The following is a 14,170-nucleotide window of genomic DNA, read 5'->3' as shown; positions in this document are numbered from 1 at the left end:
TATTTTCAAAAACATTCCCGTCATTATTCTTAGCGGGAGTGATGAGAAAAATTTGGATCCGTCTCGGAATCGGACTAATAGTCGTATTCCTTGCTCTTCAGTTAATCCCCGTACAACCTCCGTTGGGAAAGAATGCTAATGAAATCAAAACGGAAGAACGCGTCAAAAAGATTTTTCGAAAGTCTTGTTATGACTGCCATTCCGATCTAGTACAATGGCCTTGGTATTCTAAGGTTTTTCCGGTTTCTTTATATATCTCTCATCATATAGAAGAAGGCAGGGAAGAATTGAATTTTTCCGAATGGGAAACCTTAAAACCGGAAAAAAAGGCGGATCTGGCGGAAGAAATATTAGAAGAAGTGGAAGAAGGTAATATGCCTCCCAAGGATTATATTTTTCTACATTCAAACTCCAAACTGGATCAGGAAGAAATAGAGATCCTGAAAGACTGGCTCCAAACTTTTGCGGAAAATCAATAAGGCATCGAAATCATTTTAATGAACACACCTGAGGATAAAAATTCTAAACTTTGGGGAGGAAGATTTAAAGAAAAAGCTTCTTCCATCATGGAAAGGATAGGAGAATCCATTTCCTTCGACAGGAAATTATACAAAGAGGATCTAGAAGGAAGTAGGGCTCATGCCAAGATGCTTTCAAAGATGGGTATCTTAAACTCGACAGAATTAAAAGATATACTAGACGGATTAAATCAGGTAGAAGAAGAGATTGAATCCGGAAATTTCAAATTTAGTTCAGAGCTGGAAGATATTCACATGCACGTGGAATCCAGACTCACTGAATTGAAAGGAGAAGTTGGAAAAAAATTACATACTGCCAGATCTAGAAACGACCAAGTCTCACAAGACACAAGGCTATATATAAGAAATCGAATCCAAGAAATTTTACTTCGTTTGGATTCTCTGAGAGGCGCGCTCTATGAACAATCTTCTAAAAATATAGATACGATCATTCCTGGATATACGCATCTACAAGTTGCTCAACCTATCCGGGCCTCTCATTTTTTATTGGCTTACTTTTGGATGTTCACTCGTGACTTGGAGTTTTTTGAATTTGCTAAAAAGACAGCGAATATTTTGGTTTTAGGTTCCGGTGCAATGGCCGGAGTGAATTACCAAAACGATAGAGAGTTTTTGGCATCCGAACTAAAAGTAGATTCTATTTCTCCGAATAGTATGGATGGTGTTTCCAACAGAGATCATCTTCTCCAATTTTTGTTCGCAGCAGTTCAAACGATGTCCCATGCTTCTCGTTTTTGTGAGGATATCGTTCTATATTCTTCCCAGGAATTCGGTCTTGTAAAACTACCGGATTCACTCACCACCGGATCTTCTATCATGCCCCAGAAAAAAAATCCGGATATAGCAGAACTAATCCGCGGAAAATCCGCGAGGGTGGCGGGTAACTTAAATCATCTAATTGGGCTCTTAAAGGGATTGCCTCTCACCTACAATCGTGATTTACAAGAAGATAAGTTAGCCGTTTTTGACGCTGTGGAAACTGTTCTATTAAGTCTGGAAGGTTTAGAAGCAATGGTTTCCGAAATGCAGTTCAGACCGGAAAGAGGAGAAAGATCCTTGAAAGAAGGATTTGCAACTGCAACAGATCTGGCTGACTTCCTCGTGGGAGAAAAAAAAGTCCCATTTAGAACAGCTCACGAACTAGTCGGAAGACTTGTCTCCGAATGTGTGGAAAGAAAAGAGAATTTATTCACGATCTCCGAAGAAGTTCGGAAAGGAATTTCTCCTTATTTTATGGGGGAAGAATATTCCAAAGCGGTGAGTCTGGAACTTTCTACGGACAAAAAATCTAGCTACGGCGGAACTTCCAGAACGCGACAGTTAGAACAATTGGAACTCGCAAAACAATCTATCAAATCAATCCAAAGGAATACGAAATGAATTATCTAAATATAAAATCGAATTCTAAGCCCAGTGTTTTTGGTGCCTTAGTGTGGTTTACGATTTTATTATTTTCTTTTGCCTGTAAGGCAAATCCATATGCGGAACAAAGATATGTTCCGGAAGCATATAGCCCCGTGGAAGTAGTGGTCAAAAAAGAAGAAAAACCTCGTGCGGCTCTTCCTGAAAAACCTGCTATTTACGCTCTCATAGAAACTACTCAAGGAAATATGCTTTTCGAACTATACGATAAGGATGCTTCTAAAACAGTACAAAACTTTATAGACTTAGCTCAAGGAGAGAAAGAATTCACTCTTCGTAACGGTCAGCCTCAGAAAAGACCATTCTATGATGGATTAACTTTTCATAGAGTGATCGAAGGATTCATGATCCAAGGCGGATGTCCATATGGGGACGGATCTGGAACACCAGGATATAGATTCGCAGATGAGATCAACGCTGCAAGTTTAGGTTTAGACCAGACGAAAATTGGACAATCTCAATTCTATACCGGTTACTTGTATAGATATATCGGTGGAGAACTTGGAATTCGTAGCCAAAGAGAAGCAGACGAAAGAAGAGAAGAACTAGAAAGCAATTTGGAGAAGGCCAAAAATCTTTCCGTCATGGAGATACTCTACAGATTAGGGTATCGTTATAATAATGTTGTGAAAAGTAAGAAGGCGATCAAAGGAGCCTTGGCAATGGCGAATGCCGGACCGAATACAAACGGTTCTCAGTTTTTCATCAACCAAGTCGACACTCCTCATTTGGACGGACTGCATACAGTCTTTGGACAGATCGTCCAAGGCTCTGATGTAGTAGATAAGATCATCGCTGCCGGAAACGGAAAAACTACCATCCGCAAAGTGTCCATCTACGATAAGAGGGCAAAATAATGAGTACTTCCCTGGACCAAAATCCTATTTTTCTTTCGGTGGCCCGAGAGATACAAGGCTCTGGGTCCACGGGAAGAATATTAGAAAAACTTTCCGGATTGCAGGTGGACGACTCCAATGGTGGAGAAATGTTCCCTGAACTTCGGAACAAAAAAGACACTGCCTGGGACTTTCGCTCAGTGGTTTCAATCGTGAGATTGATCCAACAAAATAGGCAGTCAGTCAGCAATTCTTATGAAGAAGCAATGGCGCGTTACAGCAAGGTGAACAATCTGACTGCAAAACGAAAAGCAAACGAAGAAGAAGTCCGGCTCAAACAAACTCTTACGGACTATATCCTAAAAATAGAATCCAATTTTGAAAAGAACGATAGGGCGGATGAGTCTATCTTTAAAGAGATTACCCGTTTTTTCGATAGTCTGGAATCCGCAGAAAAGCTTTCCGAAGACAATATTTCCAGTCTGAACTTATCACCTAAGTCAGTGATCCAAATCGGGCCAATTCTGGAAAGATACGAGGAATGTTACCAGGAATACAGTAAACTCAAACCAGTGCTTGGACGCTTGATCCGGATCGCGGACTATATTATAGAAGATGCAGGAGCCTAGGTTTCTTCCGGTTTCCTTTACATTTTCTCTGTATTTTTTAGTAGGTTTTGTCCCTTTTTGCCGAAATCTAAAAGAGGACCATAGATTTTGCGTCCACACGGACTGAAATTTTAGAATGAAACGAATTCTGATCATACTTATTCTACTGAGTGCATTTGGTTTGGGATCTTATCCGAACAGAAATGCAAGGGGAGAAGTTTCCGAAAATTATATCCAAGCCCAAGGCATTGTGGATATCAAACTTCCTAAGATGCAGTTCCGAGAAAAGGAACCAATCTCCGCATTACTTTCCGTTAGAAACACGGGAAACGAGGTCCTTCGAATTTTCCCTTATGGAAAAGATCTACGTTCTTTCCAAGTAATCGTAAGAGATGAGGACGGAAGAACCGTCACAAGAATTGAAGAAGAAAGAAAACAGGATCCAGTCTTAAGAAGAAGGAACAAAGTCGAAAATCTTGTAGGGGATGAGGTAAAGGAGATCATTCTACATAAGGACGAGACATTCTCTAAAGAGATACGGATCGATCATTTATACGAGTTAGAGCCCGGAAAAAAATATTTCGTAACCGCTTACTTCTATCCTAATATATCCGAATACGGAGACCATTTTGTAAGATCGGAAAGCCATCCTTATTTTAGCGTAGAAGAACGCAAAAAAGATTGGGTTCTTCCCGGAGTTCCTTATCAAGATCCATCAACAGACGGACTTGAGCCTGAGGAAGTGATCCATCTATTCTTAGGTGCAGAAAAAAAGAAAAACTGGAAACTTCATTTTAAATGGATCCATTTCCCAGAATACATACAAGCTTATGACAGATTTGCCAGAGATTGGCAACAATCGGAAGAAGCCGAAAAAGATTTTGTTCTGGAAGAATTCAGAAATTATCTAACGGAAAACAGATCCGGTATGTTACAATATTACAAGATCCTGGGAACGGAAAAGGTAAGTTCCAATCTTTCCAAAGTAAGAGTCGCTGTGGAAAGAAGAGTGAACAAAGTGCCTGTCCGATACGAATACGAATTTACTTTGAGAAGAATGCCGGAAGAAAACGGAATGTTTTGGAAAGTGGCTAATCTATTAGCGAAGGTAAGAAAATGACCGAGATATTATCCCAAGACGAGATAGACGCATTATTAAACGCGATCTCCAGTGGAGAGGTGGCGGAGGATGAGTATTCTTCCGTAGGGGAACAGAAGAAGGTCAAAATTTACGACTTCAAACGTCCCGACAAATTTTCGAAAGACCAGATCCGTACTCTACAAATGATGCACGAGACCTTCGCTCGCTTGGCAACTACCGGACTTTCCGCTCAGTTACGAGCTCTCGTTCACGTTCACGTGGCTGCTGTGGATCAGTTGACTTACGAAGAATTTATTCGTTCCATTCCCAACCCGACCACACTTGCAGTGATCAATATGGACCCGCTTAGGGGTTCTGCAATTTTAGAAATAGATCCATCTATCTCATTTACGATCATCGACCGTCTATTTGGTGGTAAGGGAGAGACTGCAAAGATCTCCAGAGAACTTTCCGAGATTGAGATGAGTGTAATGGAGGGGATTATCGTTCGTATCTTAGGGAATATGAGAGAGGCTTGGTCTACAGTAATCGACCTTAGGCCTCGTTTGGGTAATATTGAAACAAACCCTCAGTTCGCTCAGGTTGTACCTCCCAATGACATGGTGGTTTTGATCAACTTAGAGACCAAGATCGGAGAAGTAGAAGGTTTAACGAACCTTTGTATTCCTTATATCACGATCGAACCTATCATTAATAAATTGTCTGCACAATACTGGTATTCCTCCATCCGTAAAGGTGAGTTGGACGAGAACAGGGCAATCATCCAAGAACGCTTGGATCAGGTGCAAATTCCAGTAATCGCAGAAGTTGGATCCGTGGATATTTCTATCTTGGATTTTATGAACTTAACTGTGGGTGATGTTGTAAAATTAGAAAACACCACTACTAGATCCGATATGCTCGTGAAAGTAGGGGAACGTAAGAAGTTCAAATGTCTTCCTGGACGTGTTGGAAATAGACTCGCTATCCAGATCGGAGATAGAGTAGAAGATATTCCGGACGAATTGCTCGGCTCTACTAGATCGGAACAAGAATACTGATCTAATAATCTATAACAGAAACTTTTGATGTAGATCAAGAGCCCAAGCAAGGCACAAAAAAAGCGGGAAGATATTCCCGCTTTTGTTTTTTACAGAATATAGAAATCGGAAAACGACTACTTTCTCCAGTGAATACATTCACCGGGACATTCATCCATTTCCTTCTGAACTGTTTTCCAATCTGCTTCAGGGATCTGAGCTTGATTTACACTCTCTCCTCCGATATGAGTTTCGGAAGTATCGTTATCGTCCATTTGAAAGTACTTAGGTAGATTGTCTGCACACTGGTTGCAAGAGGTACAGTTGTCCTTGTCTACATAGGCTATTTTGGTCATTCTGTCACTCCTTTGGAACTTTTTAGTTCTTCTATTTGGCGGTCTAGGCTACAATTTCTAGACTGGGGCTATGGCGCAATACCTTTTCGTTTCAGATTCAACCACTGATTGCCAGTCTCAATGCGATTTGCAGCCTTATACAAATTAGACAAGCCAGTTCCCGAATAATTCCAAGGCCATGAGTAAAAATGTGGACGGAAATTTCTTTCATCGATATTCTTCCCAAACCTAATTCAAGGGAGAATCAGAACTAAATGAAACGGATTGCCATAACCTTCTTTCTTGCCCTCAGCATTGTATTTGTAGATTGTAAGAAAGCCAAAGAAGATCTCCAGGGTGGAGTGATCACATTCACTAAGGGAACAGTAAAAATTTTCGATAAGGCCGGGAAAGAAAAGCCGGTATCCGTTGATACTTTCCTTTTGCCGGAAGATAAGATAGAAACCGGAAAGGATTCTTATGCGGACCTTCAATTGACTGAAGGAGTTCTTGTTAGGATCAAAGAAAACACAAGTCTCACTTTAAAGAAAATTTTTATAGATTCGGCAAACGGAGAAACCTTCGCAGATATGGGTCTGACCAAGGGAAAGGTCTTCACCAAGGTCGCAAGCAAGCTTACCAAAACTTCCAAATTCACGGTTTCTACTCCAACGGTCGTAGCTTCTGTTAGAGGAACAGAGTTTATCGTTGAAGAGACCGGTAAAGGAACAAGTACCAGAGTTTCGGACGGATCTGTAGAAGTAGCAGACGCGGATAATCCTGAAAGCCAAGCTATTGCGGACGCAGGAGAAAACGTAAGCTCTAACGGAGATACATTCAAAGAACAACCTTTGACAGAGGATGAAACCCAAGAGCTAAAAGATGATTCTGCTACCATCCAATCCATTACGGAAGAACAAAGAGCACGGATCCAAGAGATACTAAAAGATTTCCAAGAGAATAAGGCTCGGATCCTCCAAGGTTTGGAAGAGCAAAAACAAAGAAATAGAGAATTGATCGAAGGCGCAAAAGAAGAAAATCGTAAACTTTTAGAAGAAGCTAAGAGCGCCGGAAAAGAAGAAAAAGAAGCCATCCAAAAGGCGGGCAAAGAAGAGAAAGAAAAAGTAAAATCTTCTATGGACGATGCCAAGAAGGAATTGGAAAATCAGCGTAAGTCTTTAAAAGACCAAGCAGCTCCTAAATAAGGTAGTTTTCCATTCTAAAAGAACAAAGAGCCGTTTCCGTAAGGAAGCGGCTTTTTTTATTCTTCTTCTTTGGAACGAAGTTTGTACCAGAGAATTGTGGTGGTAAAAAGTAAAGTAAATCCGTTTGCAAGAATGATCGGAAAATCATTCTTCAAGACCCCATAACAAAGCCAGAAAAACACTCCCACTGAAAGAACAAGATACATGTTCCTTGAAATATCTCTGGTCCTTTTTTCCAGGATCACTTTGATCAGCTGAGGTAGAAATGCCAAAGTAGTCAAGGTACAAGCGATAAATCCAAGTAAAGAGATCGGGTCCATCATTTGCTTGTGTACTCTCTTGTGACTATTGTTTTGATCCCGCCTCTTAGGTTATAATCACCCTTGACTCGGATATATTTTGGGTCCACGGACTGGATCAAATCTTCTAGGATACGGTTTACCACATTCTCATGAAAAATTCCCAGGTTTCTAAAGGCGAGAATGTATTCTTTCAGGGACTTTAACTCTATACATTTTGCCTTTGGTATATAGCTGATCTCGATTATTCCGAAATCAGGCAGTCCTGTTTTAGGACAAACCGCTGTGAATTCTGGAATGGTAAAATCGATTGTGTAATCCTTACCTTCGTACACATTGGCGAAAGATTCTATCTCGGGAAGTTTCAGACTGGGGATATGGTCCTGTCTTCCCTCATAAGCGGAAATTCCGATCGACTCTTGTTGTTGGCTCATGATTCCCTCTTTAAACCAGAGTTTTCCGGACTTTGTCTCTGGGAATCTTTTTACAACTCACATAAAGGAAACGTTAAGGATACCTTGGAATGAAGCACCAAAATGTAATTGGGATCGTGGATTTTGGAGGGCAGTACGCCCATTTGATCGCGTCCAGAATTCGTCGTTTGGGAGCTTATTCCGAAATTTTAGGTAACGACGAACCTATCGAAACATATTCTAAACTTTCAGGCATCATTCTTTCCGGAGGACCGGAAAGTGTATACGAGCCGGATTCTCCTTCTTTACCAGTCGAGGTCCTAAAACTAGGAATTCCAGTTTTAGGGATCTGCTACGGCCACCAACTTATGATGAAACTTCTCGGTGGAGAAGTTAAAAAAGCGGGCATTGCAGAATACGGAAGAGCCGCTTTAGATTTTATTGATACTCCTAAAACACAATTACTCAAAGGCTTTGCAGGCGGAGAAGTTGTATGGATGAGCCATGGGGACGAGGTGACTCGTTTGCCATCCGGTTTTACCCGCACTGCTTCCAGCCAAGACTGTGAATACGCAGTGGTTGAAAATCCGACCCAAAAATGGTTCGGGATACAACTCCATCCTGAAGTAACTCATACAGAAAAGGGTTCTGTTCTTCTAGAAAACTTCGTAAAAATTTCGGGAGCAGAAGGCACCTGGGATTTAAAACAATTTTTAGATCTAAAAGAAGAAGAATTACATTCAATCGTTCCAGCCGACAAAAAGATTTTCCTACTCGTCTCGGGAGGAGTGGATTCCACAGTTTCGTACCTTCTTCTTTCTAGAGCCTTAGGAAAGGACAGAGTTAAGGGAGTTCTGATCGATACTGGATTTATGAGAAAGAATGAGGTCGCAGATCTACAAGAAAAACTTTCTCCGCAAGGGATCCAGTTGCATGTTCATGATTCTTCTGAACTTTTTTACTCTGCTTTAAAAGGAAAAAAAGATCCGGAAGAAAAACGTAAAATTGTAGGTAATTTATTCTTACAAGCGCAAGCGGACTGCGCTAAAAGTTTAGGATTGAATGCAGACGAATGGTTGCTCGGACAAGGAACAATTTATCCGGACACCATAGAAAGTGGTGGAACAAAACATTCTCATACGATCAAGACCCATCATAACAGAGTAGAAGCTATCCAAAAATTAATGGAAGAAGGTAAAGTTGTAGAGCCTATTAAGGATCTCTACAAAGACGAGGTTAGAGAACTCGGAAATTACCTAGGACTTCCAAAAGAATGGACTGGAAGACATCCTTTCCCTGGGCCAGGACTTGTAGTCCGAATGATTGCCCAAGAAAAACCTTTTGAAGAATCTGTTCAGAGAAAGTTAAATGAATTTGTCGGTGCGGACCCTTCTTTTCAAGCAAAACTTCTTCCTGTGGCTTCTGTTGGCGTAAAAGGGGACCAGAGATCTTACGCGCATTGTGCTGCGATTTCAGGAGATAAAACCTGGGATGAATTGGATAAAATTTCCACTGCGATCACAAACCAAATTTCTTCGGTCAATCGAGTCGTTCTATTTTTAGGTAAGTCCGAGGACTTCTCAAAAGCAAACTTCAAATTCCAGGCAATCGACTTGGATAAAAAAGATTCGGACATTTTGAGAGAAGCAGACGCAGCGGTTGAGAAGGTACTACAAAAAAGAAAGATCTACGATCAAATCTGGCAGATGCCTGTGGTCCTTCTTCCCTTAGGTTCCGAGTCCGGAAAAAGAAGTATCGTTCTTAGGCCTGTAGATTCTCAAGAAGCAATGACTGCGAGTTTCTTTCGATTGGAAAAGGATGTTTTGGATGAATTGGTTTCAGAAGTTCTGAAAATTCCTCAAATTGAGTATTTATTTTTCGATCTTACAAACAAACCACCTGGCACAATAGAGTGGGAATAAATCCCAATCGAGCCTGGGCCTAATCTGATAGTCCTGGATCAAATTTAGGGATTAGGAATTTTTTCCCGCCCCAAATCAGATCCCAATTTTCAGGATTTTCTCTCCATTCTAGTTCCGGATCTAATAGGATTTCTGTGGAAACTCTTCCCCAGATCTCTTTTTGAAAAGGGTGGAGTAGATTTCCAAAAGGATCGAATTTCAAATTCTCCGGTTGGAATAAGATCCCTTTTTCTCCTCCGTAGTAGAGCTTATCTTCGATTCGATGCTTAAATAAAACCGGATAATGTTCCGTTTGCACATAATTCATTTCTTTTCCGCAGGGAGAAACATAGGCGCATTCAGGATATTTGCCTGTTCGGTTTTTTTCTAGATGAGTGAAAAAAAAGTCTAAAAATTTTTTGTCCGTCAACTCAGAGTCCTCGTGGAAAAGCCGAGCATTCGAGTCGATTCGATAGAAATAGATCCTCAAAGTCTTTCCTCCACTTTTCTATTGACACCTTGCCCACACACAAAATCATACCTCATATCGGCGTCGTGGCCAAGTGGTAAGGCATGGCTCTGCAAAAGCTTGATCCCCGGTTCGAATCCGGGCGACGCCTGGCAGAGTCTCTAAAAACGCCTGGATGGTGGAATAGGTAGACACCCAGGACTTAAAATCCTGTGAGTTCACGCTCGTGCGGGTTCAAGTCCCGCTCCAGGTACCAACTTTACTCTAATCTAAAATCGCAGAGATCTCCCAAGTCTAGGACAGGTAGATCCATCTGCTTCTCCGGACTTGAACCTCCAAAACGGATCTTAAAACTCCTAAAAAATACGATATCTGGAAAGATCGTAATTTTAGAAAGTCCCATGGTTTCTTTCCAAATGAATGAATTCCAACCAGGTTTCAGATCTAACTCCTTCCTCCCCAGATCATATTTTCGATGAGACCAATAGAGTTTGTCCTCATCAAAAGATTCTTCCGAAAATACAGTAACGCTAATCTTACGCGGCGGGTTTGCCCAGTCCGGAGAAATATAAATACCAAAAGAATAATCTTTTTCTCGGAGCTTTGCGGGATTTGGATATCTATGAGTGAGACAACCTTCGAGGAAAAATTCTGAATTTCCTTCCGAGCTAGAAACTGAAATGTTTTCTGAAATTCTTTTTTCTCTTTCTTCTGTTTGATCCCTAAAAGGAAGGATACGTCTTTCTATCTTTTTAGCAAGAGTAGAAGAAGAGGCAAAAACCTGTCTTCCATAAGCAAGTTCTGCAGGGATTGAAAGTCTCCAAATCCAAAAGGAGGTATTTAATATAAAAGTGAAGCTTAAGAAGATAGTAGAAGCGGCAGAAAATTTTGAAGAATTTTCCTTCTCTCTTCCCCATAAAAGTCCCGCCAAAGCAAAGAAGGGAAGTGCAACCTCATCATCCAAAAGATAACATTGGAAAAATCCTGCTACCCAGATAAAACCAATACCGATCAGAGGAAAATTTCCTTCTTCTAAACGGGAACCCGCAATCTTTCTAAATAAAAGATAGAAGAATCCAAGCCATAAAATCCCGGAAAGCCAGCCACCTACGATCGCAAATTCTAATATATCATTATGAGCATGTTTATTAGGAGTGATGTATAATTCGTACCATAGTTGTTCATTCTTCTCTATAAATGATTTAGAAACTTCTGAACTGGTTTCCTTGAACCTTCCTCCGCCTGTACCCAAGATTGGATTTTCTGAGAGCAAAGGAAGACTGAGCTTATAGATCCAATATCTTTGGTTTTCAGGGGTTTGGATCTCAGTGAGTTGGGCAATGGTCCTTTGTAATAACCAGTTCTTCTGGTAAAAAAAACGAACTGTTCCCCCGAGTATTATTAATAATGCGATTACAATCGAAATTCGCGCAAATGTGACCCTTGGAAATTTACCTGAGAAATCTTTCCACTTGCTTAGGATAAAATAAACAGTGACCGCGAAAATTCCGAGCCATGCAGACTTACTTTGGTTGAGTAGAAATACCCAAAGTGATAACAAAAAGAGAATTCCGAATCCAATCGTGCGTTTTAGATCCTTCTCCTTTATTTTTTGTAAAAGAAGAAGTGCAACTCCCGGAATATAAAAAGAAATTAATCCTCCATAGGTCAAATGAGTATTCATTAGCCCGATCGGAAGATAAGTCTCCAAACCGAAAAGTGGTCCGGCAGGATGCTGCCTTCTATCTCCAGGAGCTGGAGTAAATCCGTTTGAGATCCATTTTCCGAGCCGATACTCGCTGAAAACGGAAGCGATCCCAGAGATCAAAACGAGTAAAAAAGAGATCCATAGATATTTATAGATCAGCTTTCTATTTTTTTCATCCGAAGAATGTACTGCCGCAATCGGAAATAAGATCGAAAGCCAAAAATCTCCTGCTTCCGATTGTCTTGTAAATGTTTTCCAGAAATTAGAATATTCTTCGAAGTGTACGAGAGACGAAATGAATACAAGAGAATAGGCTCCTAAGATAAACCCCCAAGGCAAAAGATACGTTTTTATCCGTTGGAAATTCTCTTTAGAAGAGAATATAAAACAGAAAATGCTAAGGCCTGCCAAGATCTGTGATGCGGAAAAGGAAAGTGGAAATGCTACTAGAAATAATAATAAAGAATAAAAGGAGATCTTTCCAGAGGTCTCCGAAATTTGAGAAAAGGAACTAGGTTTCACCGGTCCCCAGACTTTCCTTTTCCTCTCAGATTTCCAGAAAAAACCGCTGACAAAGAAGGAAATCCTACTATTTTAGGAATTCATTCGCTTCTTTGCGATATTCGAATATATGGCAGAATCCGTTAAAACCAAGGAAACTTCTTCCTCTAAAAAAAAGAAATCTAAAGCCAAGGCACCCTTGAGCAGAAACGAGGTCCGGGAAAGATTTCTAAAAAAACTCTCAGTTGCGATCATTACTTATAATGAAGAAGCGAATATCGGTGACTGTATCAAATCTTGCAGAGATATCGCAGACGAGATCATCGTTTTAGATTCAAATAGCACCGACAAAACCAAAGAGATCAGTGAGTCCTTTCCTGAGGTTCGTTTTTCCTCTCAGAATTTTAAGGGACATGTAGAACAGAAGAATGACGCGATCTCTCTCTGTAAGAATGAATGGATCCTTTCTTTGGATGCGGACGAACGCCTAAGTGAAGAACTTCGAGAGTCTCTTAGAGCATTTTTAGAAAGCCCGGAAGATCCTTCCTTGAACGGATTAAAAGTTTCCAGGCTTACATTTCATATGGGAAGGTTTATCCGCTTCTCAGGTTGGTATCCTCAAACTAAATATCGCATCATCCGAAAATCCAAGTCTAAATGGACCGGGGAAAATCCTCATGACTATTTAGTAGTAGAGGGGAAGGGCAAAAAGATAAAAGGGGATATACTCCATTATAGTTTTGCGGATCTCTCGCAACAGGTAGATACGATCAATAAGTTCTCCTCAATAGTTTCCTGGACCCGCTGGAAGAAGAATAAAAACTTTTCCCTGGCTCGAACGATCATCAAACCATTCGGAAAATTTGTAGAGATTTACTTTTTCAAACTCGGATTCTTGGACGGATTCCCAGGATTTACGATCGCGATCTCTTCCGCATATTCCACTTTTCTAAAAGAAGCAAAGGTCTACGAATTGGGGAAAAAATTGATAGAACGCCCTTCTAATCTCCGAAAAGATTACGGAAAATAAGATGGCGAAGGGCAAACAAAAATCAAGTTTTTGGAATAAACTCTTTTTCTGGAGAAAGAAAAAGAAGGTCTCTGCAGGATCTGAAAAAGAAGTAGTTAGAGATAGCAGAGGTTATACCTGGGAATTAAAAGATCTAAGAGAAAAAGCAGACCGCTTTTTTGTAACCCGTAAAAAGCCTTCCGGTATTATTTTCGAAAGTCCATCCTTAAAGCTTACTAAAAACAATCGAAATCTATTTCGTTTAGAAGGTAAGGAAAAATCTGGCAGAGAATATTCTTTGGTTGTTTCTACCGGAAACTATCTAACGGAACAAGGTGATAAGATCAGCGGGGTGATTTTTTTAGGAGAAGCGGATCTAAACCGACTTTTGAGCGGAGACCATAAGAGTCTAAAAAGTATCTTATCCGGAATTAACGCCCCGAATTGGGACGAAGAATCTTGGGCTGTTCTACAGGAAGCGCCGGATCTAAAACGTTCTGCTGATTCTTGGAAAGAGGTCTTGAATTGGGAACCGATTTGGAAACAACAGATATTGATCAATCTCAGGCCGAGCACTATCGCAGTATTATTGGTGTTTTTAGGAAAAGAATTTGAAGATGTCTTTCAGGCAAATTCTTCCGAAAGGGTGAAACAGATCGTTTCTAAAGAGCTGTATTTTTTAAACGTAAGCGGGAATCGGAATTCTCCACATTCCGAAAATTTGACGTTGTATGAATTTGATTCCGCCAAAAAGGATTTTGAGTCGGTGCTCTCTAAAATTCGGTCTAAAAAGGATAAATGAGA

At 40.5% G+C, this 14,170-nt stretch carries 15 protein-coding genes and 2 tRNA genes; 12 read left to right on the top strand and 5 right to left on the bottom strand.

The genetic code is table 11. From position 1 onward, the window contains the following. The first annotated feature begins 41 nt into the window (after positions 1-41). From CH352_RS06520 to fliM, 6 genes are all read left to right on the top strand, one after another. On the top strand, positions 42-479 hold the full coding sequence (locus tag CH352_RS06520; RefSeq protein ID WP_100706017.1) for a heme-binding domain-containing protein: 438 nt from the start codon (positions 42-44) through the stop codon (positions 477-479). An 18-nt stretch (positions 480-497) separates the two neighbouring features. Beyond that, positions 498-1,919, top strand: coding sequence for an argininosuccinate lyase (gene argH / locus CH352_RS06515; RefSeq protein WP_100706016.1), 1,422 nt, complete (start codon positions 498-500; stop codon positions 1,917-1,919). Next, a complete protein-coding gene (locus CH352_RS06510) occupies positions 1,916-2,818 on the top strand; it encodes a peptidylprolyl isomerase (protein WP_100706015.1) in 903 nt (300 codons plus the stop codon). Before argH ends, CH352_RS06510 begins: the two co-directional genes overlap by 4 nt. Continuing rightward, a complete protein-coding gene (locus CH352_RS06505; RefSeq protein ID WP_100706014.1) occupies positions 2,818-3,426 on the top strand; it encodes a hypothetical protein in 609 nt (202 codons plus the stop codon). The genes CH352_RS06510 and CH352_RS06505 overlap by 1 nt, the downstream gene beginning before the upstream one ends. A 115-nt stretch (positions 3,427-3,541) precedes the next feature. Next, the gene (locus CH352_RS06500; protein ID WP_100706013.1) at positions 3,542-4,525 is read left to right on the top strand and encodes a hypothetical protein; all 984 of its coding nucleotides are present in this window, start codon (positions 3,542-3,544) and stop codon (positions 4,523-4,525) included. Then, entirely contained in the window at positions 4,522-5,547 is a 1,026-nt protein-coding gene (fliM, locus tag CH352_RS06495) for a flagellar motor switch protein FliM (RefSeq protein ID WP_020768525.1), read from the top strand. Before CH352_RS06500 ends, fliM begins: the two co-directional genes overlap by 4 nt. A 116-nt stretch (positions 5,548-5,663) precedes the next feature. Here the strand turns inward: fliM and CH352_RS06490 are convergent, their stop codons facing one another. Continuing rightward, the gene (locus tag CH352_RS06490; protein WP_100706012.1) at positions 5,664-5,882 is read right to left on the bottom strand and encodes a ferredoxin; all 219 of its coding nucleotides are present in this window, start codon (positions 5,880-5,882) and stop codon (positions 5,664-5,666) included. 254 nt (positions 5,883-6,136) lie between these two features. On the opposite strand from CH352_RS06490, the gene lsa33 reads away from it, so the two are divergent. Then, on the top strand, positions 6,137-7,066 hold the full coding sequence (gene lsa33, locus CH352_RS06485; RefSeq protein WP_100706011.1) for a surface adhesin Lsa33: 930 nt from the start codon (positions 6,137-6,139) through the stop codon (positions 7,064-7,066). Between the two features lie 56 nt (positions 7,067-7,122). On the opposite strand, the gene CH352_RS06480 is transcribed toward lsa33, so the two are convergent. Both CH352_RS06480 and queF read right to left on the bottom strand, forming a co-directional pair. Further along, a complete protein-coding gene (locus tag CH352_RS06480) occupies positions 7,123-7,386 on the bottom strand; it encodes a SemiSWEET transporter (protein WP_165780158.1) in 264 nt (87 codons plus the stop codon). Further along, a complete protein-coding gene (gene queF, locus CH352_RS06475) occupies positions 7,386-7,799 on the bottom strand; it encodes a preQ(1) synthase (RefSeq protein ID WP_100706009.1) in 414 nt (137 codons plus the stop codon). Before queF ends, CH352_RS06480 begins: the two co-directional genes overlap by 1 nt. A gap of 89 nt (positions 7,800-7,888) precedes the next feature. On the opposite strand from queF, the gene guaA reads away from it, so the two are divergent. Continuing rightward, entirely contained in the window at positions 7,889-9,700 is a 1,812-nt protein-coding gene (gene guaA / locus CH352_RS06470; RefSeq protein WP_100706008.1) for a glutamine-hydrolyzing GMP synthase, read from the top strand. 19 nt (positions 9,701-9,719) lie between these two features. Here the strand turns inward: guaA and CH352_RS06465 are convergent, their stop codons facing one another. Beyond that, positions 9,720-10,169: a DUF4505 family protein gene (locus CH352_RS06465; RefSeq protein WP_100706007.1), complete on the bottom strand. Its 450-nt coding sequence runs from the start codon at positions 10,167-10,169 to the stop codon at positions 9,720-9,722. A gap of 59 nt (positions 10,170-10,228) precedes the next feature. On the opposite strand from CH352_RS06465, the gene CH352_RS06460 reads away from it, so the two are divergent. Continuing rightward, a tRNA-Cys gene (locus CH352_RS06460) sits at positions 10,229-10,299 on the top strand. A gap of 18 nt (positions 10,300-10,317) precedes the next feature. Then, a tRNA-Leu gene (locus CH352_RS06455) sits at positions 10,318-10,404 on the top strand. Between the two features lie 3 nt (positions 10,405-10,407). Here CH352_RS06455 and CH352_RS06450 read toward each other — a convergent pair. Beyond that, positions 10,408-12,378 (bottom strand): O-antigen ligase family protein, encoded by a 1,971-nt coding sequence (locus CH352_RS06450; protein WP_100706006.1) that lies wholly within the window; start codon positions 12,376-12,378, stop codon positions 10,408-10,410. Positions 12,379-12,487: 109 nt separating this feature from the next. On the opposite strand from CH352_RS06450, the gene CH352_RS06445 reads away from it, so the two are divergent. Continuing rightward, positions 12,488-13,387 carry a glycosyltransferase family 2 protein gene (locus CH352_RS06445; protein WP_100706005.1) on the top strand — a complete coding sequence of 300 codons (900 nt, stop codon included), beginning with the start codon at positions 12,488-12,490 and terminating at the stop codon, positions 13,385-13,387. A gap of 1 nt (position 13,388) precedes the next feature. Next, positions 13,389-14,168: an LBBP_01157 family protein gene (locus CH352_RS06440; RefSeq protein WP_100706004.1), complete on the top strand. Its 780-nt coding sequence runs from the start codon at positions 13,389-13,391 to the stop codon at positions 14,166-14,168. Positions 14,169-14,170: the final 2 nt, after the last annotated feature.

Source organism: Leptospira hartskeerlii (assembly GCF_002811475.1).
Lineage (GTDB): Bacteria > Spirochaetota > Leptospiria > Leptospirales > Leptospiraceae > Leptospira_B > Leptospira_B hartskeerlii.
This window is presented reverse-complemented; position numbering and strand designations above follow the sequence as displayed.

Excerpts from the sequence above, each read along its gene's own strand:
- CH352_RS06510 (WP_100706015.1), top strand. The coding sequence starts at position 1,916 with ATGAATTATCTAAATATAAAATCGAATTCTAAGCCCAGTGTTTTTGGT.
- CH352_RS06440 (WP_100706004.1), top strand. The coding sequence starts at position 13,389 with ATGGCGAAGGGCAAACAAAAATCAAGTTTTTGGAATAAACTCTTTTTC.
- lsa33 (WP_100706011.1), top strand. The coding sequence starts at position 6,137 with ATGAAACGGATTGCCATAACCTTCTTTCTTGCCCTCAGCATTGTATTT.
- queF (WP_100706009.1), bottom strand. The coding sequence starts at position 7,799 with ATGAGCCAACAACAAGAGTCGATCGGAATTTCCGCTTATGAGGGAAGA.
- guaA (WP_100706008.1), top strand. The coding sequence starts at position 7,889 with ATGAAGCACCAAAATGTAATTGGGATCGTGGATTTTGGAGGGCAGTAC.
- fliM (WP_020768525.1), top strand. The coding sequence starts at position 4,522 with ATGACCGAGATATTATCCCAAGACGAGATAGACGCATTATTAAACGCG.
- CH352_RS06500 (WP_100706013.1), top strand. The coding sequence starts at position 3,542 with ATGAAACGAATTCTGATCATACTTATTCTACTGAGTGCATTTGGTTTG.
- CH352_RS06505 (WP_100706014.1), top strand. The coding sequence starts at position 2,818 with ATGAGTACTTCCCTGGACCAAAATCCTATTTTTCTTTCGGTGGCCCGA.
- argH (WP_100706016.1), top strand. The coding sequence starts at position 498 with ATGAACACACCTGAGGATAAAAATTCTAAACTTTGGGGAGGAAGATTT.
- CH352_RS06445 (WP_100706005.1), top strand. The coding sequence starts at position 12,488 with ATGGCAGAATCCGTTAAAACCAAGGAAACTTCTTCCTCTAAAAAAAAG.
- CH352_RS06480 (WP_165780158.1), bottom strand. The coding sequence starts at position 7,386 with ATGGACCCGATCTCTTTACTTGGATTTATCGCTTGTACCTTGACTACT.
- CH352_RS06520 (WP_100706017.1), top strand. The coding sequence starts at position 42 with ATGAGAAAAATTTGGATCCGTCTCGGAATCGGACTAATAGTCGTATTC.
- CH352_RS06490 (WP_100706012.1), bottom strand. The coding sequence starts at position 5,882 with ATGACCAAAATAGCCTATGTAGACAAGGACAACTGTACCTCTTGCAAC.